This is a genomic window from Streptomyces bacillaris (assembly GCF_003268675.1).
GTDB classification, from domain to species: domain Bacteria; phylum Actinomycetota; class Actinomycetes; order Streptomycetales; family Streptomycetaceae; genus Streptomyces; species Streptomyces bacillaris.
This window is the reverse complement of sequence record NZ_CP029378.1, coordinates 4,956,782-4,975,857: the sequence shown is the minus strand read 5'-3', so window position 1 is coordinate 4,975,857 and position 19,076 is coordinate 4,956,782. Positions and strand designations below refer to the sequence as shown.

Below are 19,076 nucleotides of genomic sequence, written 5' to 3'. Positions count from 1 at the left end.
TCTGCGGAACCAAGCGTATGCGGAAAGTGTTCAAATCACCAAAAACCTGACATATGCCACCGGCGCCACTCCATCACACCTTCCCTCGGTCAAGACGATCAGGGGTGCGGTTGCGTTGCGATTCGATCACTGTAGCGATCAAGATCACAGTCAGGTCACGGACCCTCAGCCGTGTTTGGAAGCACGGGTGATGCGCCACGTCTCCGCTGTCGGCGGTGAACAAACCTTTCTCCTGGCGCGACAACCGGAAGGAGTGAAACATTCACCGCAAACCGGCCATCGGGTTGACATGGAGCGATTCAACCGGTCTCCTTGATCTCATGTCAGCGATCGCAGCGATGCACGTCACCCATGTCCGTGGGTTCCGCAGCGCTGTCCAGGCCCGCTGTTGCTGTTCCAGCTGTCACAGCTGTTGATGCCGTAGCGCTCCAGCTCTGATCCAGCCCCTCCCCCCGCATCACGCAGTCCGCATGTCCGGCTCCTGTGGGATTCCGTCTCACCACGGCTGCCGACGCTCCACGCGACTCCCCGCACGTGCACCCCCCATGCCGAGGAACCACCGCACCCCATGAACAGCGACAGCGACCTTCAGATCGCCGGCGACATCCTCGAGGTCCAGCACCTCCTGCAGCCCGCCCGCGAGCACCCCTCCACCGTCTCCGAGTTCGTCGGCCTCGCCCGCTCCATCGCGGCCGACCGCTCGCGCTGGGCCGGACTCGTCCGGTACGAAACCACCACCCGCTGGTACCACCGTCTCCAGACGGGCCCCGGCTACGAGGTGTGGCTGCTCAGCTGGGTGCCCGGACAGGGCAGCGGACGTCACGACCACGGTCGCTCCGCCGGTGTACTCACGGTCCTCGAAGGCGAGTTGACCGAGCACACCGAGCGCGGGAGCCGGTCGCTCGGCGCCGGTGCGCAGCGCGCCTTCGCCTCCGGCTATGTCCACGAAGTGGTCAACGACTCGCTCGAACCGGCCGTCAGTCTGCACATCTACCACCCGGGTCTGACCGAGATGCCGATGCACGCCGCGCAATGCGCCCCGACGGCCGTGGATGTCGTACCCGCCTGACAAACTGCGTGCATGCGCATTGTTGTTCTGGCCGGCGGTATCGGTGGTGCCCGTTTCCTTCGCGGCCTCAAGCAGGCCGCGCCCGACGCGGACATCACGGTCATCGGCAACACGGGTGACGACATCCATCTGTTCGGGCTGAAGGTCTGCCCCGACCTCGACACCGTGATGTACACCCTCGGCGGTGGCATCGATGAGGAGCAGGGCTGGGGGCGGAGCGACGAGACCTTCCAGGTGAAGGAGGAGCTCGCGGCGTACGGGGTGGGGCCCGGCTGGTTCGGTCTCGGTGACCGCGACTTCGCCACGCACATCGTCCGTACGCAGATGCTCGGCGCGGGCTATCCGCTCAGCGCGGTCACCGAGGCGCTCTGCGCCCGCTGGCAGCCCGGCGTGCGGCTGCTGCCGATGTCCGACGACCGGGTCGAGACGCATGTCGCCGTCGAACTGGACGGCGAGAGCAAGGCCATCCACTTCCAGGAGTACTGGGTGAAGCTGCGCGCCTCCGTCGAGGCGCAGGCGATCGTGCCGGTCGGGGCCGAGCAGGCGAAGCCCGCGCCGGGCGTCCTGGAGGCCATCGCCGCCGCCGACGTCATCCTCTTCCCGCCGTCGAACCCGGTGGTCTCCATCGGCACCATCCTCGCCGTGCCCGGTATCCGGGAGGCGATCGCGGAGGCCGGGGTGCCGGTCGTCGGCCTCTCCCCCATCGTCGGGGACGCGCCGGTGCGCGGGATGGCGGACAAGGTGCTCGCGGCCGTGGGCGTCGAGTCCACGGCGGCCGCCGTGGCCGGGCACTACGGATCGGGGCTGCTGGACGGGTGGCTGGTCGACACGGTGGACGCGGGCGCGGTGGACGAGGTCGAGGCGGCGGGGATCCGGTGCCGGGCCGTGCCGCTGATGATGACGGACGTGGACGCGACGGCGGAGATGGCCCGGCAGGCGCTGGCGCTGGCCGAGGAGGTCCGGGCGTGAGCGGGGCGGTGGGGGGCGGTGGGGTGTCGTCCGGTGGTGTGCCCTCAGGTGGGGCGTCCTCCGGTGGGGCGTCCGTTGAAGGCGCGCCCTCTTTTCGGGTGTGGGCTCTGCCCGGCATTCCCGAAGTGCGTGCCGGGGACGATCTCGCCAAGCTGATCGCCGGGGCCGAGCCGGGGCTCGTCGACGGGGACGTCCTCCTCGTCACCTCGAAGATCGTCTCCAAGGCCGAGGGCCGGATCGTGCGGGCCGCCGACCGGGAGGCCGCCATCGACGCCGAGACCGTACGGGTCGTGGCCCGGCGCGGCCCGCTCCGCATCGTGGAGAACCGGCAGGGGCTCGTCATGGCCGCCGCCGGGGTCGACGCCTCCAACACCCCCGCCGGGACCGTCCTCCTGCTGCCCGAGAACCCCGACGCCTCCGCGCGGGCCATCCGGGACGGGGTGCGGGACGCCCTCGGCGTCGAGATCGGCGTCGTCGTCACCGACACCTTCGGGCGGCCCTGGCGCAACGGGCTCACCGATGTCGCCATCGGGGCGGCGGGGGTGCGGGTGCTGGACGATCTGCGCGGCGGTTCGGACGCGTACGGCAATCCCCTCAGCGCCACGGTCGTGGCGACGGCGGACGAGCTGGCCGCCGCCGGGGACCTGGTCAAGGGCAAGGCCGCGGGGCTGCCGGTCGCCGTGGTGCGGGGGCTGCCGCATGTCGTGGCCCCCGCCTCCGCCGACGACTCCGGTGCGCGGGCGCTCGTGCGCGGGGCCGCCGACGACATGTTCCGGCTGGGGACGTCCGAGGCCGTACGGGAAGCGGTGACCCTGCGGCGTACGGTGCGCGAGTTCAGCGACGAGCCGGTGGATCCGGGGGCGGTACGGCGGGCGGTCGCGGCGGCCGTGACCGCTCCGGCGCCCCATCACACGACGCCCTGGCGGTTCGTGCTGCTGGAGTCCGCCGAGTCGCGGACCCGGCTGCTGGACGCGATGCGGGACGCCTGGATCGCGGATCTGCGGCGCGACGGCAAGAGCGAGGAGTCCATCGCGAAGCGGGTGCGGCGCGGGGATGTGCTGCGCAACGCGCCGTATCTGGCGGTGCCGTGCCTGGTGATGGACGGCTCCCACACGTACGGGGACGAGCGGCGGGACACGGCGGAGCGCGAGATGTTCGTGGTGGCCGCCGGGGCCGGGGTGCAGAACTTCCTGGTGGCGCTGGCCGGGGAGCGGCTGGGGTCGGCGTGGGTGTCCTCGACGATGTTCTGCCGGGACGTGGTGCGGGAGGTGCTGGCGCTGCCCTCGTCGTGGGATCCGTTGGGGGCGGTGGCGGTGGGGCATGCGGTGGGGGTGCCTCGGGAGCGGGGGGTTCGGGACGCGGAGGCGTTTCTCACCGTGCGGTGAGGTGGGGGGTGGGGGGCGCCTGGCGGGTGCGGTGGGGGCCGCTGCGCGGGGCTTGTCCCCTACCCGCCCCTTCCCGAAACCGGGGCTGCGCCCCGGGCACCCCTTTTTTTGTCCTCAAGCGCCGGACGGGCTGAGGTTTCGGGGCTCTGCCCCGGGCCCAGCTCCTCAAACGCCGGAGGGGCTGGATGAAGCTACAGCGCCGCGATGTTTCCCGGGGTCATCCTCGGGCCCCTGCGCTCCGGGGTGCGGCCCGACAGCAGGATCAGGCGTGTTGCCCTGTGGCGTTGGCCCTCGTAGGGGGCCAGGAGGGTCAGCATCTCCTCGTCGGTCGCGTGGCGGTTGTCCGCCAGGGCGTGGCCCACGATGGCGGGGAGGTGGTAGTCGCCGACCGTGACGGCGTCGGGGGCGCCGTTGGAGCGCTGGAGGGTTTCGGCGGAGGTCCAGGGGCCGATGCCGGGGATCAGTTCGAGGCGGGCCTTGGCCTCGGGGAAGGGCATCGACGACGCCTCCTCCAGCCTCGGGGCCACCCGTACCGCCCGCAGGATCGTGGACGAGCGCTTGGTGTCCACGCCCGCCTTGTGCCACTCCCAGGACGGGATCATCGCCCAGGTGCGGGCGTCCGGCATGACGTGGAGGCCGAGCGTGGTCGTGGGGCCGGGGGCCGGGGTGCCGTAGCGGCGGACCAGGAGGCGCCAGGCGCGGTACGCCTCGTCCGTGGTGACCTTCTGCTCCAGGACCGAGGGGATCAGCGACTCCATCACCAGGCCCGTCCGCAGCAGCCGCAGGCCGGGGCGGCGGCGCTCGGTCACGGCGAGCAGGTGGTGGTGCGGGGTGAAGGCGTCCGGGTCGTCGTCCGCGCCCAGGAGGGCGGGGAGGCCGGCGAGCAGCCACTCCGCGCCCGGGCCCCACGCCTCGGCCCCGACCCGGTCGCCGCGCGCCGCCACCCGCAGGGTCCCCGGGCCCTCCGGCGTCCGCGTGGCCCGCCAGAACGCGCCGTCCGGGGTCATCCGGAACGTCGGGTCAGCCGGGCCCCGGCGCAGCGGGCCGAGCACCAGGCGCAGGTCCAGCGGGCCCGACGGGGTCCACTCCCGGGTCAGCGGCGGTTCGGTGCGCCCCTCAGCCCCGGCCCGCTGCGGGGAGGTGCGCCCCTCGGCCCCGGCCCCGGGCGGCGGTGCTCCGGCACGCCGACGCGCGGCCGGAGCTGCCTGGCGGGGCAGGGCCGGGCCTGTGGTGCGAGGGGCGAATCGTCCTGCCACGGGTGGGGCCTCGGGGGTTTCTGGTGCTGGAGGTGTCCTCTTGAGCGTACGGGCGTACCAGGTGGAGTTGTCCTACTGGTCCGAGGAGAAGCGGATCGCGGCGTCCGGGAGGGTCGCCCCGCACCAGACCCGTACGCCCTCGCGCAGTTCGTTGTCCGCGCCCACGTGGGCGCCGTCCCCGATGACCGCGCCGCTCAGCACCGTACGGGGGCCGATCCGGGCGCCGGCCCCGATGAGCGAGTCCGTGACGACCGCACCCTCCTCGACCACCGCGTCCGCCAGGACCGTCGAGCCGTCGATCCGCGCGCCCGCGCCGATCACCGCACCGGCCCCGATCACCGTGCCGCCGGTGAGCTTGGCGTCGGCGGCCACCGTGGCCGTCTCCAGGACCAGGCGGTCGCCGCAGCGGCCCGGGACGGCCGGGGAGGGGGCACGGCCCAGGACCAGGTCGGCGGAGCCGCGTACGAAGGCCTGCGGGGTGCCGAGGTCGAGCCAGTAGGTGGAGTCGACCATGCCCTGGAGGTGGGCTCCGGAGGCGAGCAGTCCGGGGAAGGTCTCGCGCTCGACGGAGACCGGGCGGCCCTCGGGGATGGTGTCGATGACCGAGCGCCGGAAGATGTACGCCCCGGCGTTGATCTGGTCGGTGACGATCTCCTCGGGCGTCTGCGGCTTCTCCAGGAAGGCCGTGACCCGGCCCGTCGCGTCGGTGGGGACGAGGCCGAAGGCGCGCGGGTCCTCCACCCGGGTCAGATGGAGCGAGACGTCCGCCCCGGAGTCGTTGTGCGAGGCGACCAGGGCCCGGATGTCGAGCCCGGTGAGGATGTCGCCGTTGAAGATCAGGACCGGTTCGTCGGGGCCGGAGGAGAGCTTGGCCGCGACGTTGCGTATGGCGCCGCCGGTGCCGAGCGGCTCCTGCTCGGTGACGTACTCGATGTGCAGACCGAGCGAGGAGCCGTCGCCGAAGTACGGCTCGAAGACCTCCGCCAGGTAGGACGTGGCGAGCACGATGTGCTCCACCCCGGCCGCCCTGGCCCGCGCCAGCTGGTGGGTCAGGAACGGGACCCCTGCCGCCGGGACCATCGGCTTCGGGGTGTGCACCGTGAGCGGGCGCAGTCGGGTGCCCTTGCCACCGACCAGGAGGATCGCTTCTTTTGCCTCTGTCACAGCACCGTCTCTGCTTCCTGCTGGGGCCTGGCCCGGATATATGGCTGGCCAGTCTAAGCAGACCGGTCCGACATGAACCGGTCAGCGGCCCTGCAATTTGGCGGAGCTGGTCCGAGCAGTGCCGAGCTTCTTGTAAAGACGCGCTCCGGGGCATTCGGTTGCGAATCCGTCCCGATGACCCGAGATCACGTTCATGCTGACCTTCACGCCCGCCTTGTACTTGTTGCTGCCGCCCGAGACGAGCGTCACCTTCCCCTTGGGGTTGGCGCCGAACAGCCCGAGCTTCCAGGCCGTGAGCTTGGAGACGGCCGTGACGGCGGCGGCGGGCGGATTGGTGGACCCGTAGGAGCCGAGGACCGCGATGCCCATGGTGTTGGTGTTGAAGCCCAGGGTGTGCGCTCCGAGGACCGCCTTCGAGACACCGCCGGCCCGGCCCTCGTAGATGTTTCCGCATTTGTCGACGGCGAAGTTGTAGCCGAAGTCCCGCCAGCCGCTGCTCTTCACGTGGTAGCGGTAGATGCTGCGCAGCACCGAAGGGGCCTGCTTGCAGGTGTAGTTGTTGCCGGTCGCGCTGTGGTGCACGAAGGCCGCCTTGACCGTCTTCGTGTACGCGAAATTGCGTTCCCGGAGCTTCTCGTCGGCGCCCCAGCCCTTGCGGGTGATGATCTTCGGGCGCGGACCGATGTACGGCTTCGCCCCGGGCGCCGCGTTCACCGACTCCAGCGTCTCCTTCTGCGTGAGGGCGGGGATGGCGGTCGCGCCCAGCTCCGCGAGTTCCGCGTTGACGGCCGAGGCCGCGGCGACCTCCGCGGTGAGGGCCTCCGGCAGGACGGCCGCGGTCGGCGGGGTGTCCGCGAAGACGGCGGGGGTGACCGCCGCCCGGCCGGTGGGGGCGGACCGGGCGGCCTCCGGCGCGGGGTCCTCGCCGGGGTCGACGAGCTCCAGGCGCAGCCCTTCCGGGAGCGGTACGGGGGCGGCCGCCCGGTCCTGCGGCTGCGCGGACCCGTGGTGGTCCGACGGCTCGGCGTGCTCGTGGTGGTCCGACGCCTCCGGGGACCGGGGACGTACGCGTACCTCCACACCGTCCGAGTCGCCGACCCAGAGCGGGGCCGTCGCGCCGCGCACCGTACGCCCCTCGCGCTCGGCGCTGCCGAGGTCGGCGGCGTGCTCGGCGTCGTGCGTCTCGATGTCCTGCCACTCCGACCAGCGGGTGGTGCCGGTGGTGCGGGTGCGGACCTGGACCGTGCCGTGCAGTTCGGCCTCCGGGTCGTCCCAGACCACGCCCACCAGGGAGAACGGGCGGGCGTCGCGCTGCGGCAGGCCCTGGGCCGCCGGTGCACCCGCGACCCGGTCCGAGGAGGCGGCGAGGGGCGCCAGGGGCAGCGACTGCGTCGAGCCCGCCGGTTCGGCCGCCCCGGCTCGTACGGCGGGCGGTCCGGCACCGGGAGACGCGGGGGATGTGGAGGGAGGGCGGGAGGAGGCGGAGTGGAGGTCGGGGCGGGGGCGGCCGTCGCGGAGGTGGCGAGCGGCAGGGTGAGAGCCATGGCGCAGGTGACGCCGGCTGAGGTGACAAGTAGTGCACGCATACGCATGATCCTGGGCATAACCACTCAAGTGCGGCTACCCGGACGGAGAGCCACAGCTGATGCCGTGTCCGATGCCGCGTCCGCCGAACCGGTGTACGTGACACCCGTTCAGCCCGCCCCGCACAGCGGCCCCGCGTACCCTTGCGCGGATGAACCCAAGCGACCGCACCGCCGCCGACCTGCTGCGATCCGCCCTCGCCGCGGACCCGGCCCGTCCCCTGGTCACCTTCTACGACGACGCCACCGGAGAACGCGTCGAACTGTCGGTGGCCACCTTCGCCAATTGGGTGGCCAAGACCGCCAATCTGCTCCAGGGCGACCTGGCCGCCGAGCCCGGTGACCGGCTCGCCCTCCTCCTCCCCGCGCACTGGCAGTCGGCGGTCTGGCTGCTGGCCTGTGCCTCGGTCGGCGTCGTGGCCGATGTCCAGGGCGATCCGGCCGCCGCCGACCTCGTGGTGAGCGGGCCCGACACCCTGGAGCGGGCCCGGGCCTGCCGCGGTGAGCGGGTGGCGCTGGCGCTGCGCCCGCTGGGCGGCCGGTTCCCGCAGGCGCCCGAGGGGTTCGCGGACTACGCGGTGGAGGTGCCGAGCCAGGGCGACCGCTTCGCGCCGTTCGCGCCGGTGGACCCGGACGCGCCCGCGCTGGCCGTGGGCGGGGACGAGCTGACCGGTGCCGGGCTCGTCGCCCGGGCCCGTGCGGACGCCGAGGCCCTCGGGCTCGTACCGGGGTCCCGGCTGCTGACCGGGCACACGTACGACACCTGGGAGGGGCTGAGCACGGGGCTCTTCGCACCCCTGGCCGCGGGCGGCTCCGTGGTCCTCTGCCGTCACCTCGGACAGCTCGACGCGGAAGGGCTGGCCAAGCGGGTCGAGAGCGAGCGGGTCACCGACACGGCGGTCTGACGGACGGACCGGGACCCCAGGTCCACCCGTCCGGCCCACAGCGGGGCCGAGCCCCCGGTGACGAGCGGCACCGGGGGTAGATGATCTGCGGTACAGACCACTCTCCGGCAGTGCACAACCAAGCGTGAGGTTCAGCCGTCTACTCCTGCGACCGGCGGTCCCTCACGCCGCCGAACGTGAAGGATGGACGCAGACGTGACCGACAGTGCTGGCCCGCCGGCCGACCCGGACCACCCGGCCGGGGAGACGCCGCAGGGCAGGTCGCAGGAGGACCCGGGGGCCACCCCGGACGCCGAGCCGGACGCCACCGGCCCGACGGAGGAAGAGCCCGGGGCCGGGACGAAGGAAGAGCCCGAGCCCAAGGCCGGGTCCGACGCCGAGCCCGAGTCTGAGACCGAGGCCGGGTCCGACGCCGAGCCCCAGCCCGGGGCCGGCCCCAGGCCCGGACCTGAGGCCGAGCCCAAGGCCGACCCCGAACCCGAGCCCGGCCCCGGCCCAGGCCCCGAGGCCAAAGCCGAGCCCAGCACCCCCGCCGCCCCCGCCAGCGGCGGAAGCGTCGGCGTACAGACCTGGGCCGATCAGCCCAAGGACGGTTCCGCGTCACGGCGGAAGCGGCCCTGGCTGCGGTGGGCCGCCCTCGGGGCGTCGTTCCTCGTGCTGGTCTCCGCGGGGGCCGGCTGGTGGCTCTACAACAAGCTCGACGGCAACATCACCACCGACACCAGCGCCGCCGCCGAGCTGAAGGTGTACGAGAAGGAGCGGCCCACCCAGGTCGTCATGGACGCCCAGAACATCCTGCTCATCGGGTCGGACAGCCGGGCGGGCGACAACAGCAAGTACGGCCGGGACGACGGCGGCAGTCAGCGGTCGGACACCACGATCCTGCTGCACCTCGCGGCGGACCGGAAGAGCGCCACCGCCGTCTCGCTGCCGCGCGACCTGATGGTCGAGATCCCCGCCTGCCGCACCGGGGACGACAAGGAGACCAGGGAACGGTTCGGGCAGTTCAACTCGGCATTCGAGCTCGGCGGGACCGCCTGCACGATCCGTACGGTGGAGCGGCTGACCGGCATCCGGATCGACCACCACATGGTCGTCGACTTCAACGGGTTCAAGGACATGGTCGACGCCGTGGACGGGGTCGAGATCTGCCTCAAGGAGCCGATCGACGACAAGGACGCTCACCTGGAGCTGCCCGCCGGTCGGCAGACGCTGAACGGCGAGGAGGCGCTCGGTTACGTACGCGCGCGCAAGACCCTCGGGGACGGCAGCGACACCGAGCGGATGGACCGCCAGCAGAGGTTCCTCGGCGCCCTGGTGAACAAGATGCAGAGCAACGGCGTCCTGCTCAACCCGACGCGGCTCTACCCGGTCCTGGACGCGGCGACCAAGTCGCTGACCACCGACCCGGGCCTCGACTCGCTGCGGGACCTGTACGACCTGGTCCGGAGCATGCGGGACGTGCCGACCGACCAGGTGCAGTTCCTGACCGTGCCCCGGCAGCCGTACCGGAACAACCCCAATCGGGACGAACTCGTCGAACCGGACGCGAGCGAACTCTTCAAGCAACTCCGCGAGGACAAGCCCGTGGCCGTGGTCCCGGCGGACGAACTCAAGGACGCCGAGAAGGAGACGGGGACGGAGACGGGGACCGGCGGCGACGGAAAGCCGGACGGGGTCGCCTCCGAGAGTCCGACCCCGACACCCACCTATTCGGGCTCCAGCGCAGCGGACGATTTGTGTGAGCAGTAAAGCAATTCCCAAGACAGACAAGACAATCGACGTGTAATGGGAAGAATGCCCGGTTGTAAGGGGCGTGGTGTGGGTCACGCCCGTCGCTCCTTCACAGACCGGGCGGATAGTGTGACGCGATCCGGTGCTTCCGGCCACCTGGTCGCGCACTGCCGGAGCGAAGGAACGAGCGCCTTGCCGGGGGAAGGCGCCTCGCGTGGCACCGACGGAGGACTCGAGCAACCGTGGATGCGCAAAGCCGTGGACGGGCGGACGATATCGACCCCGCCGACCAGTGGGTCCTCAACCCGCAGACCGGCAATTACGAACTGCGACTGGACCATTCCGCAGGGGAGTCACCGGTCGCGGCGCGTACGGCCACCGGCGCGGATTCCGGCCACCGCGGCGACGCCAGGATCGGTTCCCAGCGCGACGGCTCCGCCTCCGAGGACGCCGGACTCCGTGAGGGCGCCGGGCTCCACAAGGAATCCGGGCGGCGCGAGGACTCCGGGCGCCGTGAGGTGCCCGGCCAGCGCAGCCGCCGGGCCGGCCAGGGCGGCGGGCGCGGCGCGGACGCCTCGGCGGCCGGGGGCGCGGGCCGCCGCAAGCGCAAGGCCCCCAAGGCGCGCCGCAAGAAGGCGCTCATGTGGACGGGCGGGGTGACGGCGTTCGTCGTGGTCGCCGCCGGGGTGGGCGCGTACATCCTGTACGAGCGGTTCAACGGCAACATCAGCACCATCGACATCGGCGACGCGGGCAACAAGGACGTCCTCAGCGAGGGCCCGATGAACATCCTGATCATCGGGACCGACAAGCGGACCGGCAAGGGCAACGAGGGGTACGGCGACAAGGGCAGCGAGGGCCACGCCGACACCAACATCCTCTTCCACGTCTCCGAGGACCGCACCAACGCGACCGCGCTGAGCATCCCGCGCGACCTGATGACCGACATCCCCGACTGCGAGACCAAGCAGCCGGACGGCTCGACGAAGACGATCCCGGGCACCCCGGGCGTCCGCTTCAACGTCAGCCTCGGCCAGGAGGGCCGTAACCCCGGCTGCACCATGCAGACGGTCGAGGCCATCACCGGGATAAAGCCCGACCACTTCATGATGGTCGACTTCAACGCGGTCAAGGAGCTGACGACCGCGGTCGGCGGCGTCAAGGTCTGCATGGCCAAGCCGGTCGACGACCCCAAGTCCCATCTGAAGCTTCCCGCGGGCGAGTCCGTCGTGGCGGGCGAGGACGCGCTGGCCCTGCTCCGCACCCGGCACAGCTTCGGCAACGAGAGCGACCTCGACCGGATCAAGGTCCAGCAGCAGTTCCTGGGCTCGATGATCCGCGAGATGAAGTCGAGCGACACGCTCACCAACCCGACCAAGCTCTTCAAGCTGGCCGACGCGGCGACCAACGCCCTCACCGTCGACCAGGGCATCGGCAGCGCCAAGAAGCTGATGACCCTGGCGCAGGAGATCGGCAAGGTCGACACCAAGAACATCACCTTCGTGACCCTGCCGGTGATCGACAACCCGGCCGAGACGGTCAAGGCGACCGTCGTCCCGCATCCCACGCAGGCGGAGCAGCTCTTCGCGATGATGCGCTCCGACACCTCGCTGACCGAGGTGAAGCAGAAGGAGAAGGCCTCCAAGAGCGCGCAGGCCGCCCTGCTCAAGGGCCCGAAGGCCGCGCCCGCCGACGTACGCGTCGATGTCCTCAACGGCGGCGAGATCTCCGGCGCCGCGGGCGCGACCGTCACCTGGCTGCAGAACCAGCAGGGCGTGCTGAAGTCCACGAACAAGGCCAACGCCCCGGAGAAGATCGGCAAGACGACGCTGGAGTACGCGCCCAACCAGGCCGACCAGGCCCGTGCGCTGGCCGAGATGATGGGGCTGCCCGCCGCGGCCATGAAGCCGGGCACCGCCGACGCCGGGGAGCTGGAGGCGATGGTGCTGACGCTGGGGGCGGACTTCAAGGGCGCGGGCATCCCCATCACCGGACCGGCAAAGGCGCCGGAGGGCATCGAGAAGGCAAGCGCCGACAAGGCGGTATGCGCCAAGTGACTCCGGGTCACCGCACCGCAGCGGAAATCTGAACAGCATGGGGGGTCCGGTGGGACGGAGCAGTATGCCCGGGGAGGGGACACGGTCGCGCGTACGCCACGCGGACCGGCCCGGTGGGGACGAGAGCCGCTACGAGGACGGCGACGGGAGCGCGAGCGGCGCATCCGCCGCGAAGGCGTCCGCCGACGGCCCGGGGCGGCGCTCCGGCGCGCGGGGCAGGAGCGACCGGGGCCGGAACGGGCGGAGCACCCGCCGCGCCCCCAAGAGCGGCAAACGGCGCGTGCTGCGCTGGGGTTCCGCCGTGCTCGCCCTGCTCATACTCGGCGCCGGTGGGGCCGGCTACCTCTACTACGAGCACCTCAACGGCAACATCAGGAAAGAGGATCTGACCCTCGGCGACAAGCGCATGGCCGACCACAAGGCCAACGCCGCCGGGCAGACCCCGCTCAACATCCTGCTCATCGGCTCCGACGCCCGGGACTCAGAGGCCAACCAGAAGCTGGGGGGCGCCAAGGAGACCTTCGGCGCTCCCCCGCTGGCCGATGTGCAGATGCTGCTCCACCTCTCCGCGGACCGCTCCAACCTCTCCGTGGTCAGCATGCCGCGCGACACCATGCTCAAGATGCCCAAGTGCACGGCGCCGGACGGCGAGGTCTTCCCGGCCAGCACGGGGGACGTGCAGACCAACCAGAGCCTGGGCCGCGGCGGTCCGGGGTGCACGGTGGCCACCTGGTACGAGCTGACCGGCATCCGCATCGACCACTTCATGATGATCGACTTCGCGGGTGTGGTCTCGATGGCCGACGCGATCGGCGGCGTCCCGGTCTGTGTCTCCGACAACATCTACTCCCGCGGGGCCAACGGCCGCGGCGGCTCCGGGCTGAAGCTGGAGAAGGGGACCACGTACGTCAAGGGCGAGCAGGCCCTCCAGTGGCTGCGCACCCGGTACGGCTTCGAGGACGGCAGCGACCTCGCGCGGGCCAAGGCCCAGCACCAGTACATGAACGCGATGGTCCGGGAGCTGCGCAAGGGCACCAAGCTCACCGACCCGGGCAAGCTGATGAACCTGGCCGAGGCGGCGACCAACGCGCTGACGGTCGACAAGGGGCTCGACACGGTCAAGAAGCTCTACGACCTGGCCGAGGAGCTGAAGAAGGTCCCGACGAAGCGCATCACGATGTCGACGATGCCGAACGTGTACGGCACCGGGGTCAACGCGGGCCGGGTGTACCCGAAGGCGGGCGACGCGGAGCAGCTGTTCCGGATGGTCCGTGAGGACATGCCGCTGGACGGCAAGGCCTCGAAGCGGAAGCCGGAGGAGCCGAAGGACCCGTCCGCCCCGGTGGGCGAGATCGCCGTGGCCGTACGGAACGGGACCGCCACCGACAGCCTCGGTCCGGTCTCCGGGCGGGCGGGTGACGTGGCCGGCCAGCTGAAGGAGGCGGGGTTCGCGCGGACCACCGTCGACCCGGACAACGTGACGAAGTCGGCGCGGACCGGGATCCTGTACCCGAGCGCGGACCTGGAGGGCGACGCCCAGGCGGTCGCCAAGGCGCTCGGTATCCCGATCTCGCAGGTGAAGAGGTCGACCGAGGTCTCGGGCATCTCGCTCGCCGTGGGCGCCGACTGGCGCGAGGACGGCGCCTACCCGGTCTCCAAGGGCAAGGAGAAGACCCCGGAGTCGGCGGGCGCGCTCAACGGCGAGGAGAAGGGCTGCATGCAGGTCGACCCGAAGTACACCTGGTGACCGGCTGGCGGACCGTACGGACGGAGACCCGCCGGCGGACCGTACGAACGGAGACCCGCCGGCGGACCGTACGAACGGAGACCCGCCGGCGGACGTCCGGGTGACCCGCCAACGGACCGTACGTACGGGGAGCGGGCCCAGCGGGTAAGGGGCGCAGGCCCGGCGCGTACGGGGAGCGGCCGCGGCTGGTACGGGTAGTCGGCCGGGCGCGTACGGGGGCGGGCAGGCCAGGAGGCGGCGGTTTCCGGCCATCGCGTTACCGCGAACGGGGGACACCGGAGCGCGCCGCCGGGTCGCGGGCCGGGGCGGAGATCGTATGGGCCTAACGTGCGATGGTCCCCTCGCGCCACGGAGGTGTCTCCCCGCCGTGACCACCCGGAGGTGTCTCCGCCCGTGACCGCCCCCCGTCCCCCGCAGCGCCCGCCCCGCCCCCGCACCACTCCCCCGCGCCGCCGCCCCCCGCAGGGTGCGCGGCCGGGCCGCTCCCGCAAGCAGGACGAGCGGCCGCGCTGGGGCATGCGGGTGGCGACCGGACTCTCCGTGCTGGTGCTGGGCGCGGGCGGGATCGGTCACGCCGTGGTGAGCAACCTGGAGGGCGGGATCGGGCGGGTCGACCCGTTCAAGGACATGAAGAACCGCCCGCAGTCCGGGCGCGGCACCAATCTGCTGCTGGTGGGCACCGACGGCCGGGACACCATCACCAAGGAGGAGAAGCAGAAGTACAAGCTCGGCGGTGCGCCCTGCCACTGCACCGACACGATCATGCTGGTGCACCTCTCGGCCGACAAGCAGCGGGCGAGCGTCGTGAGCCTCCCCCGGGACAGCTACGCCGAGATCCCGCCCCACACCGACCGTACGACCGGTGAGAAGCACTCCAGCCACCCGGTGAAGCTGAACGCGGCGTATGCGGAGGGCGGGCCGACGCTGACCGTGCGGACGGTCGAGCACATGACGGGCGTCAAGATCGACCACTATCTGGAGGTCGACTTCACCAGCTTCATGAAGACGGTCGACGCGGTGGGCGGGGTGCAGATCTGTACGGCCCGCCCGATGAAGGACTCGTACACCGGGCTGGACCTGCCCGCGGGCACGCACCGGCTCGACGGGGGCCAGGCGCTGCAGTACGTCCGCTCCCGCCATGTCGACGTCGCCTCCGACCTGGGCCGGATGCAGCGCCAGCAGAAGTTCATGGCGGCCCTGATCAAGCAGGCCACGGGCAACGGGGTGCTGCTGAACCCGGTGAAGTTCCAGCAGGTCTCGGCATCCGTGCTGGGGTCGGTCCGGGCCGACGAGGGGTTCGGTACGGAGGAGATGCTGGCGCTCGGCAAGGCGATGAAGGACTTCAGCCCGGCGTCGTCGGAGTTCACCTCCGTACCGGTCGGGAATCCGAGCTTCCCGGTGAAGGGCATCGGCTCGACGGTCCGGTGGGACGAGGCGAAATCGAAGAAGCTGTTCCAGGCGCTGCGCGAGGACCGGCCGCTGGCCCCGGTGAAGCCGAAGCCGGCGGCGGGCGCCCCGAAGCCGCCCGCCGCGACGCTGGTGGAGGTGGCGCCGGAGGAGATCCGGGTGCAGGTCTACAACGGCACCCCGAAGGACGGTCTCGGCAAGGACGTGGACGCGGGCCTGCGCGCCACCGGCTTCAACACGACGAGCACCCCGCTCAACGGCGAGCTGCGGAACCTGGAGCGGACGCTCGTGACGTACGACCCGCGCTGGGACCGCTCGGCGAAGTCGCTGGCCACGGCGTTGCCGGGGAGCGAGCTGAAGGCGGTGAAGGGGCAGGGCGCGGTGATGGAGGTGACGGCCGGCTCGGACTTCACGAAGGTGCGGCCGGTCCGGGCGGAGACCAAGCAGTCGGGCCAGTTCTCCACGGTGACGGGGGACGAGGCGGTCTGCCCGTAGGGCGTGCGGGGCGGCGCGGGCGTGCGGTGGTCACGGGGCCGGGCCGCAGGCGCCGGGCCGTAAGGGCACCGGGCCGTAAGGCAAGGCGGCAAGGCTCAGGGCCGAGTGGCGCCGGGCCGTGAGGCCTCAAGCCCTCCGCGGCCTGGGCCCCGTCACCCGCCCGTCCCCGGGGGATCAGTCGTCGATGCCGTCGGCCGCGCGCTTCTCGCGCAGCTCCTTGATCGCCCGGCGGCGGGCAAGGCGGTGGGTGCGCCGGATCTGCGCCTCCTGGTAGCGCCGCTTGTCGCGCTCGGTCTCGGGGACCACCGGTGGTACGCGGCGCGGCTTGCCGTCCGCGTCGACGGCGGCGAAGACCAGGTAGGCGCTGCCGACCTGCTGGGCGGGGGTGGACTCGTTCCAGCGCTCGGCCATCACGCGGACGCCGACCTCCATGGAGGAGCGGCCGGTCCAGTTCACCTGGGCGCGTACGTGAACGAGGTCACCGACCCGGACCGGCTCCAGGAAGACCATCTCGTCCATCGACGCGGTCACCGCGGGCCCGCCGGAGTGGCGTCCGGCCACGGCGCCCGCCGCGTCGTCGACCAGTTTCATGATCACGCCACCGTGCACCGTACCGAGGAGGTTGGTGTCGTTGCCGGTCATGATGTGGCTGAGGGTCGTCCGGGACGCCGCGGTGGGCTTGCCCGGAATCTCTTCCTCCGAGCGGGTGGCCTGATCTGTCATACAGTCCACCTTATGCGCGGCCCGTCGACTGCGTGCGGCAGGCGGCCCCCGGCCCGCACGGGGCCGGTCCCCTGACCGCGCGAAATGCATCAGCTTCGCAACAGCCCCGGTGCGATTTCCCTTACACCCTGTAATACCTGTGGGCCGGGACGGCACACTGTTCGGATGAACGATTGGCCCGATCGACGGACCGGCGACCCCAATGAGCGCTACGGCCGGGGCAGCGCGAGCCCCCAGCCCGAGAGCGCCCGGGCGATGCCCCACATCCAGCGCCGCCCGGCCCCGCCGCAGAGGCCGTCCGTACCGCCGCAGAGGCCTCACGTCCCCCCGCAGGGCCAGGGGTACGACGACCGCTACCCGGGCTCCGGCGGCCACAGCCCGGACTCCGGCTACGACAGCGGTTACAACACCGGCCAGGTCTACGGGGCCGGAGGCCGGGGCTCCGGTGGCGGCGGTCGCGGGGGCGGCGGTGACGGGGGTTACCGGCCGAGCCGCCCGGCGCCGAACTGGGGCCGCCGGATCAAGCTCGGCGCGCTGACCCTGGTGGTCGTGTTCCTCGTGGTCTCCGTCTCCACGTACTTCTGGGCCGACTCCAAGCTGAAGCGCGAGGTCGACCTCTCCAAGGTCATCGAGCGCCCGAGCGAGGGCGAGGGCACGAACTATCTGATCGTCGGCTCCGACAGCCGGGAGGGCATGTCGGCCGAGGAGAAGAAGCGGCTGCGCACCGGCTCCGCCGAGGGCAAGCGCACCGACTCGATGATGATCCTGCACCGGGGCTCAGGCGGCCCGACGCTGATCTCCCTGCCGCGCGACTCCCAGGTGGAGATCCCCTCCTTCAAGGGGTCCGAGTCCGGCAAGATGTTCCAGGGCACCGGCCGCCAGGTGAAGCTGAACGCCGCGTACGCCGAGGACGGCCCCGAACTCCTGGTCCGTACGGTCGAGTTCAACACCGGGCTGCGCATCGACCACTACGTCGAGATCGGCTTCGGCGGCTTCGCGCAGATCGTGGACGCGATCGGCGGGGTCGAGATGGACATCCCGAAGGCGTTCAAGGACAAGAAGTCCGGCGCCGACTTCCAGGCCGGGAAGCAGACGCTGAACGGCGAGCAGTCCCTGGCCTTCGTCCGCACCCGGTACGCCTTCGCGGGCAGTGACCTGGACCGTACGAAGAACCAGCAGAAGTTCCTCGCGGCGCTGGCGAGCCAGACGGCGACCCCGTCCACGATCCTCAACCCGTTCAAGCTCTACCCGACGATGGGCGCGGGCCTGGACACGCTGATCGTGGACAAGGACATGTCGCTCTGGTCGCTGAGCCAGATGTTCTTCGCGATGAAGGGCGTCACGGGCGGCGACGGTACGTCGATGAACATGCCGATCTCGGGCAGCAACGGCGGCAATCTGGTCTGGGACAAGGCGAAGGTGAAGCAGCTCGTGGAGCAGCTGAAGAACGACGAGAAGGTGACGGTCAAGGGCAACTGACTCTCCGTCACCTTCCCCTGGGACACGGGACCTTCCCCTACGACGACGCCTCCGCGCTCGACCCGTAGGTGATGGTCCCGTGCTCGTCCATGCGGGGGTGGATCTGGGAGGGGCCGTAGTCGTCCGTGTCGGACGGGCGCGGTGTCTCCGGTCCGTCCGGCCCGATGCGCATGACGCGCTCGACCCGGACGACGTCGAACCGCTTTCCCCGCACGACGAGTTCGTTGGGCCGGCGGCGGGCGGTGAACTTCCTCGCGGCCCGCTCGTTGACGGCGGCCTCCTTCTCGTCCACCTTCATCCACTCGGGCAGCTCGGGCATGCCCGGCAGGTCCGGCAGCTCCGGCATGGGCCGGGTGAGGTGGTCGACGAGGGCGCGCCGGGCGCCCTGCGGGGTCGCGTGCTGCCCGGTCACCATCGACCAGGACTGCTCGTTCCGCTCCACCACCCGGAAGGTCGGCGGGAGGAGCACGACGCCCGGGTGGGTGGTCAACGCCCGCTGGGAATCGGCCCGTACGTCGTCGGGGAAGCGGCTCGCGGTGTACGAGAGGTGGAGCAGCCCGACCCGGTCCATCCCCTCGGTCAGCCCGACGGCCGCCGCGTGGTCGATCACGAAGCCCTTGGTGCGGGAGGCCTCGGGGGCGTCCAGGTCCCAGCCGTCCTCGTCCGGGTCGGTGGCCCGGGGCGGCTCCAGGCGCCCGCCCCCGATCCGGGCGAACTCGTCGGCCCGCACGACGCGGTAGCGCACCCCGGCCGCGGTCACCTCGTTGACCGGCTTGGTCTCCAGCAGGGTCACGGCCTCCAGCAGCGAGCGCCGCTCGGCCCGGTCCTCGGCCTCGTCCTTGGCCTTGTTCCAGAGGTACGAGTTCAGCTCGTCCCGGGCCATCTGCGGGAAGCCGGTGTCGAGTTCACCCAGCAGCCGCCAGCGCGGCCGCTCCCCGCGCCGCTGCTCGGCGAGCCCGAACAGCGGCCCCCGGACCACGATGTTCGGATACTTGCGGACCGAGGCGAACGCGTCCGCCTCGGTGACCTCGGAGACCGGATCGTCGCGTCGCGTGACGCGGATGGTGAGGTGGTCGGGCGACTTCGCCGGGTGATCGTCCATG

13 protein-coding genes and 1 pseudogene are annotated in these 19,076 nt (G+C 71.6%); 9 read left to right on the top strand and 5 right to left on the bottom strand.

Going from position 1 to position 19,076, the window contains the following annotated elements:
• Nucleotides 1–568 precede the first annotated feature (568 nt).
• The 3 genes from DJ476_RS21625 to DJ476_RS21615 are packed head-to-tail and all read left to right on the top strand — an operon-like array spanning nt 569 to nt 3,423.
• Entirely contained in the window at nt 569–1,069 is a 501-nt protein-coding gene (locus DJ476_RS21625) for a cysteine dioxygenase (protein WP_112491333.1), read from the top strand.
• A 12-nt stretch (nt 1,070–1,081) separates the two neighbouring features.
• On the top strand, nt 1,082–2,038 hold the full coding sequence (cofD, locus tag DJ476_RS21620) for a 2-phospho-L-lactate transferase (protein WP_070199240.1): 957 nt from the start codon (nt 1,082–1,084) through the stop codon (nt 2,036–2,038).
• A 38-nt stretch (nt 2,039–2,076) separates the two neighbouring features.
• A complete protein-coding gene (locus DJ476_RS21615; protein ID WP_167480442.1) occupies nt 2,077–3,423 on the top strand; it encodes a coenzyme F420-0:L-glutamate ligase in 1,347 nt (448 codons plus the stop codon).
• A 191-nt stretch (nt 3,424–3,614) separates the two neighbouring features.
• Here DJ476_RS21615 and DJ476_RS21610 read toward each other — a convergent pair whose 3' ends face one another.
• From DJ476_RS21610 to DJ476_RS21600, 3 genes and pseudogenes are all read right to left on the bottom strand, one after another.
• Entirely contained in the window at nt 3,615–4,679 is a 1,065-nt protein-coding gene (locus DJ476_RS21610; protein ID WP_103418579.1) for a DNA-3-methyladenine glycosylase family protein, read from the bottom strand.
• A 72-nt stretch (nt 4,680–4,751) separates the two neighbouring features.
• On the bottom strand, nt 4,752–5,843 hold the full coding sequence (manB, locus tag DJ476_RS21605) for a mannose-1-phosphate guanylyltransferase (protein WP_103418578.1): 1,092 nt from the start codon (nt 5,841–5,843) through the stop codon (nt 4,752–4,754).
• A gap of 81 nt (nt 5,844–5,924) precedes the next feature.
• A pseudogene (locus tag DJ476_RS21600) lies at nt 5,925–7,429 on the bottom strand (N-acetylmuramoyl-L-alanine amidase).
• Nucleotides 7,430–7,578: 149 nt separating this feature from the next.
• Here DJ476_RS21600 and DJ476_RS21595 point away from each other — a divergent pair.
• The 5 genes from DJ476_RS21595 to DJ476_RS21575 all read left to right on the top strand — a co-directional run bounded on the left by DJ476_RS21595 (nt 7,579) and on the right by DJ476_RS21575 (nt 15,771).
• Entirely contained in the window at nt 7,579–8,331 is a 753-nt protein-coding gene (locus tag DJ476_RS21595; RefSeq protein ID WP_103418576.1) for a TIGR03089 family protein, read from the top strand.
• Between the two features lie 183 nt (nt 8,332–8,514).
• Complete coding sequence (locus DJ476_RS21590) at nt 8,515–10,083, top strand: LCP family protein (protein ID WP_112491331.1); 1,569 nt, start codon at nt 8,515–8,517, stop codon at nt 10,081–10,083.
• A 224-nt stretch (nt 10,084–10,307) separates the two neighbouring features.
• Complete coding sequence (locus tag DJ476_RS21585; protein ID WP_208853519.1) at nt 10,308–12,122, top strand: LCP family protein; 1,815 nt, start codon at nt 10,308–10,310, stop codon at nt 12,120–12,122.
• Nucleotides 12,123–12,159: 37 nt separating this feature from the next.
• The gene (locus tag DJ476_RS21580) at nt 12,160–13,869 is read left to right on the top strand and encodes an LCP family protein (RefSeq protein WP_181006534.1); all 1,710 of its coding nucleotides are present in this window, start codon (nt 12,160–12,162) and stop codon (nt 13,867–13,869) included.
• Nucleotides 13,870–14,262: 393 nt separating this feature from the next.
• Nucleotides 14,263–15,771, top strand: a complete 1,509-nt coding sequence (locus DJ476_RS21575) for an LCP family protein (RefSeq protein WP_455907224.1) — start codon at nt 14,263–14,265, stop codon at nt 15,769–15,771.
• Between the two features lie 174 nt (nt 15,772–15,945).
• Here DJ476_RS21575 and DJ476_RS21570 read toward each other — a convergent pair whose 3' ends face one another.
• Nucleotides 15,946–16,494, bottom strand: coding sequence for an acyl-CoA thioesterase (locus DJ476_RS21570; protein ID WP_103418573.1), 549 nt, complete (start codon nt 16,492–16,494; stop codon nt 15,946–15,948).
• Nucleotides 16,495–16,659: 165 nt separating this feature from the next.
• Here DJ476_RS21570 and DJ476_RS21565 point away from each other — a divergent pair, with 165 nt between their 5' ends.
• The gene (locus tag DJ476_RS21565; protein WP_103418572.1) at nt 16,660–17,973 is read left to right on the top strand and encodes an LCP family protein; all 1,314 of its coding nucleotides are present in this window, start codon (nt 16,660–16,662) and stop codon (nt 17,971–17,973) included.
• 37 nt (nt 17,974–18,010) lie between these two features.
• On the opposite strand, the gene DJ476_RS21560 is transcribed toward DJ476_RS21565, so the two are convergent.
• Nucleotides 18,011–19,075: a DUF5954 family protein gene (locus DJ476_RS21560; RefSeq protein ID WP_112491329.1), complete on the bottom strand. Its 1,065-nt coding sequence runs from the start codon at nt 19,073–19,075 to the stop codon at nt 18,011–18,013.
• Nucleotide 19,076 lies beyond the last annotated feature (1 nt).

Coding starts and splice junctions, on each gene's coding strand:
- DJ476_RS21625 (WP_112491333.1), top strand. CDS start 569: ATGAACAGCGACAGCGACCTTCAGATCGCCGGCGACATCCTCGAGGTC.
- cofD (WP_070199240.1), top strand. CDS start 1,082: ATGCGCATTGTTGTTCTGGCCGGCGGTATCGGTGGTGCCCGTTTCCTT.
- DJ476_RS21595 (WP_103418576.1), top strand. CDS start 7,579: ATGAACCCAAGCGACCGCACCGCCGCCGACCTGCTGCGATCCGCCCTC.
- DJ476_RS21590 (WP_112491331.1), top strand. CDS start 8,515: ATGGACGCAGACGTGACCGACAGTGCTGGCCCGCCGGCCGACCCGGAC.
- DJ476_RS21580 (WP_181006534.1), top strand. CDS start 12,160: ATGGGGGGTCCGGTGGGACGGAGCAGTATGCCCGGGGAGGGGACACGG.
- DJ476_RS21570 (WP_103418573.1), bottom strand. CDS start 16,494: ATGACAGATCAGGCCACCCGCTCGGAGGAAGAGATTCCGGGCAAGCCC.
- DJ476_RS21565 (WP_103418572.1), top strand. CDS start 16,660: ATGAACGATTGGCCCGATCGACGGACCGGCGACCCCAATGAGCGCTAC.
- DJ476_RS21560 (WP_112491329.1), bottom strand. CDS start 19,075: ATGGACGATCACCCGGCGAAGTCGCCCGACCACCTCACCATCCGCGTC.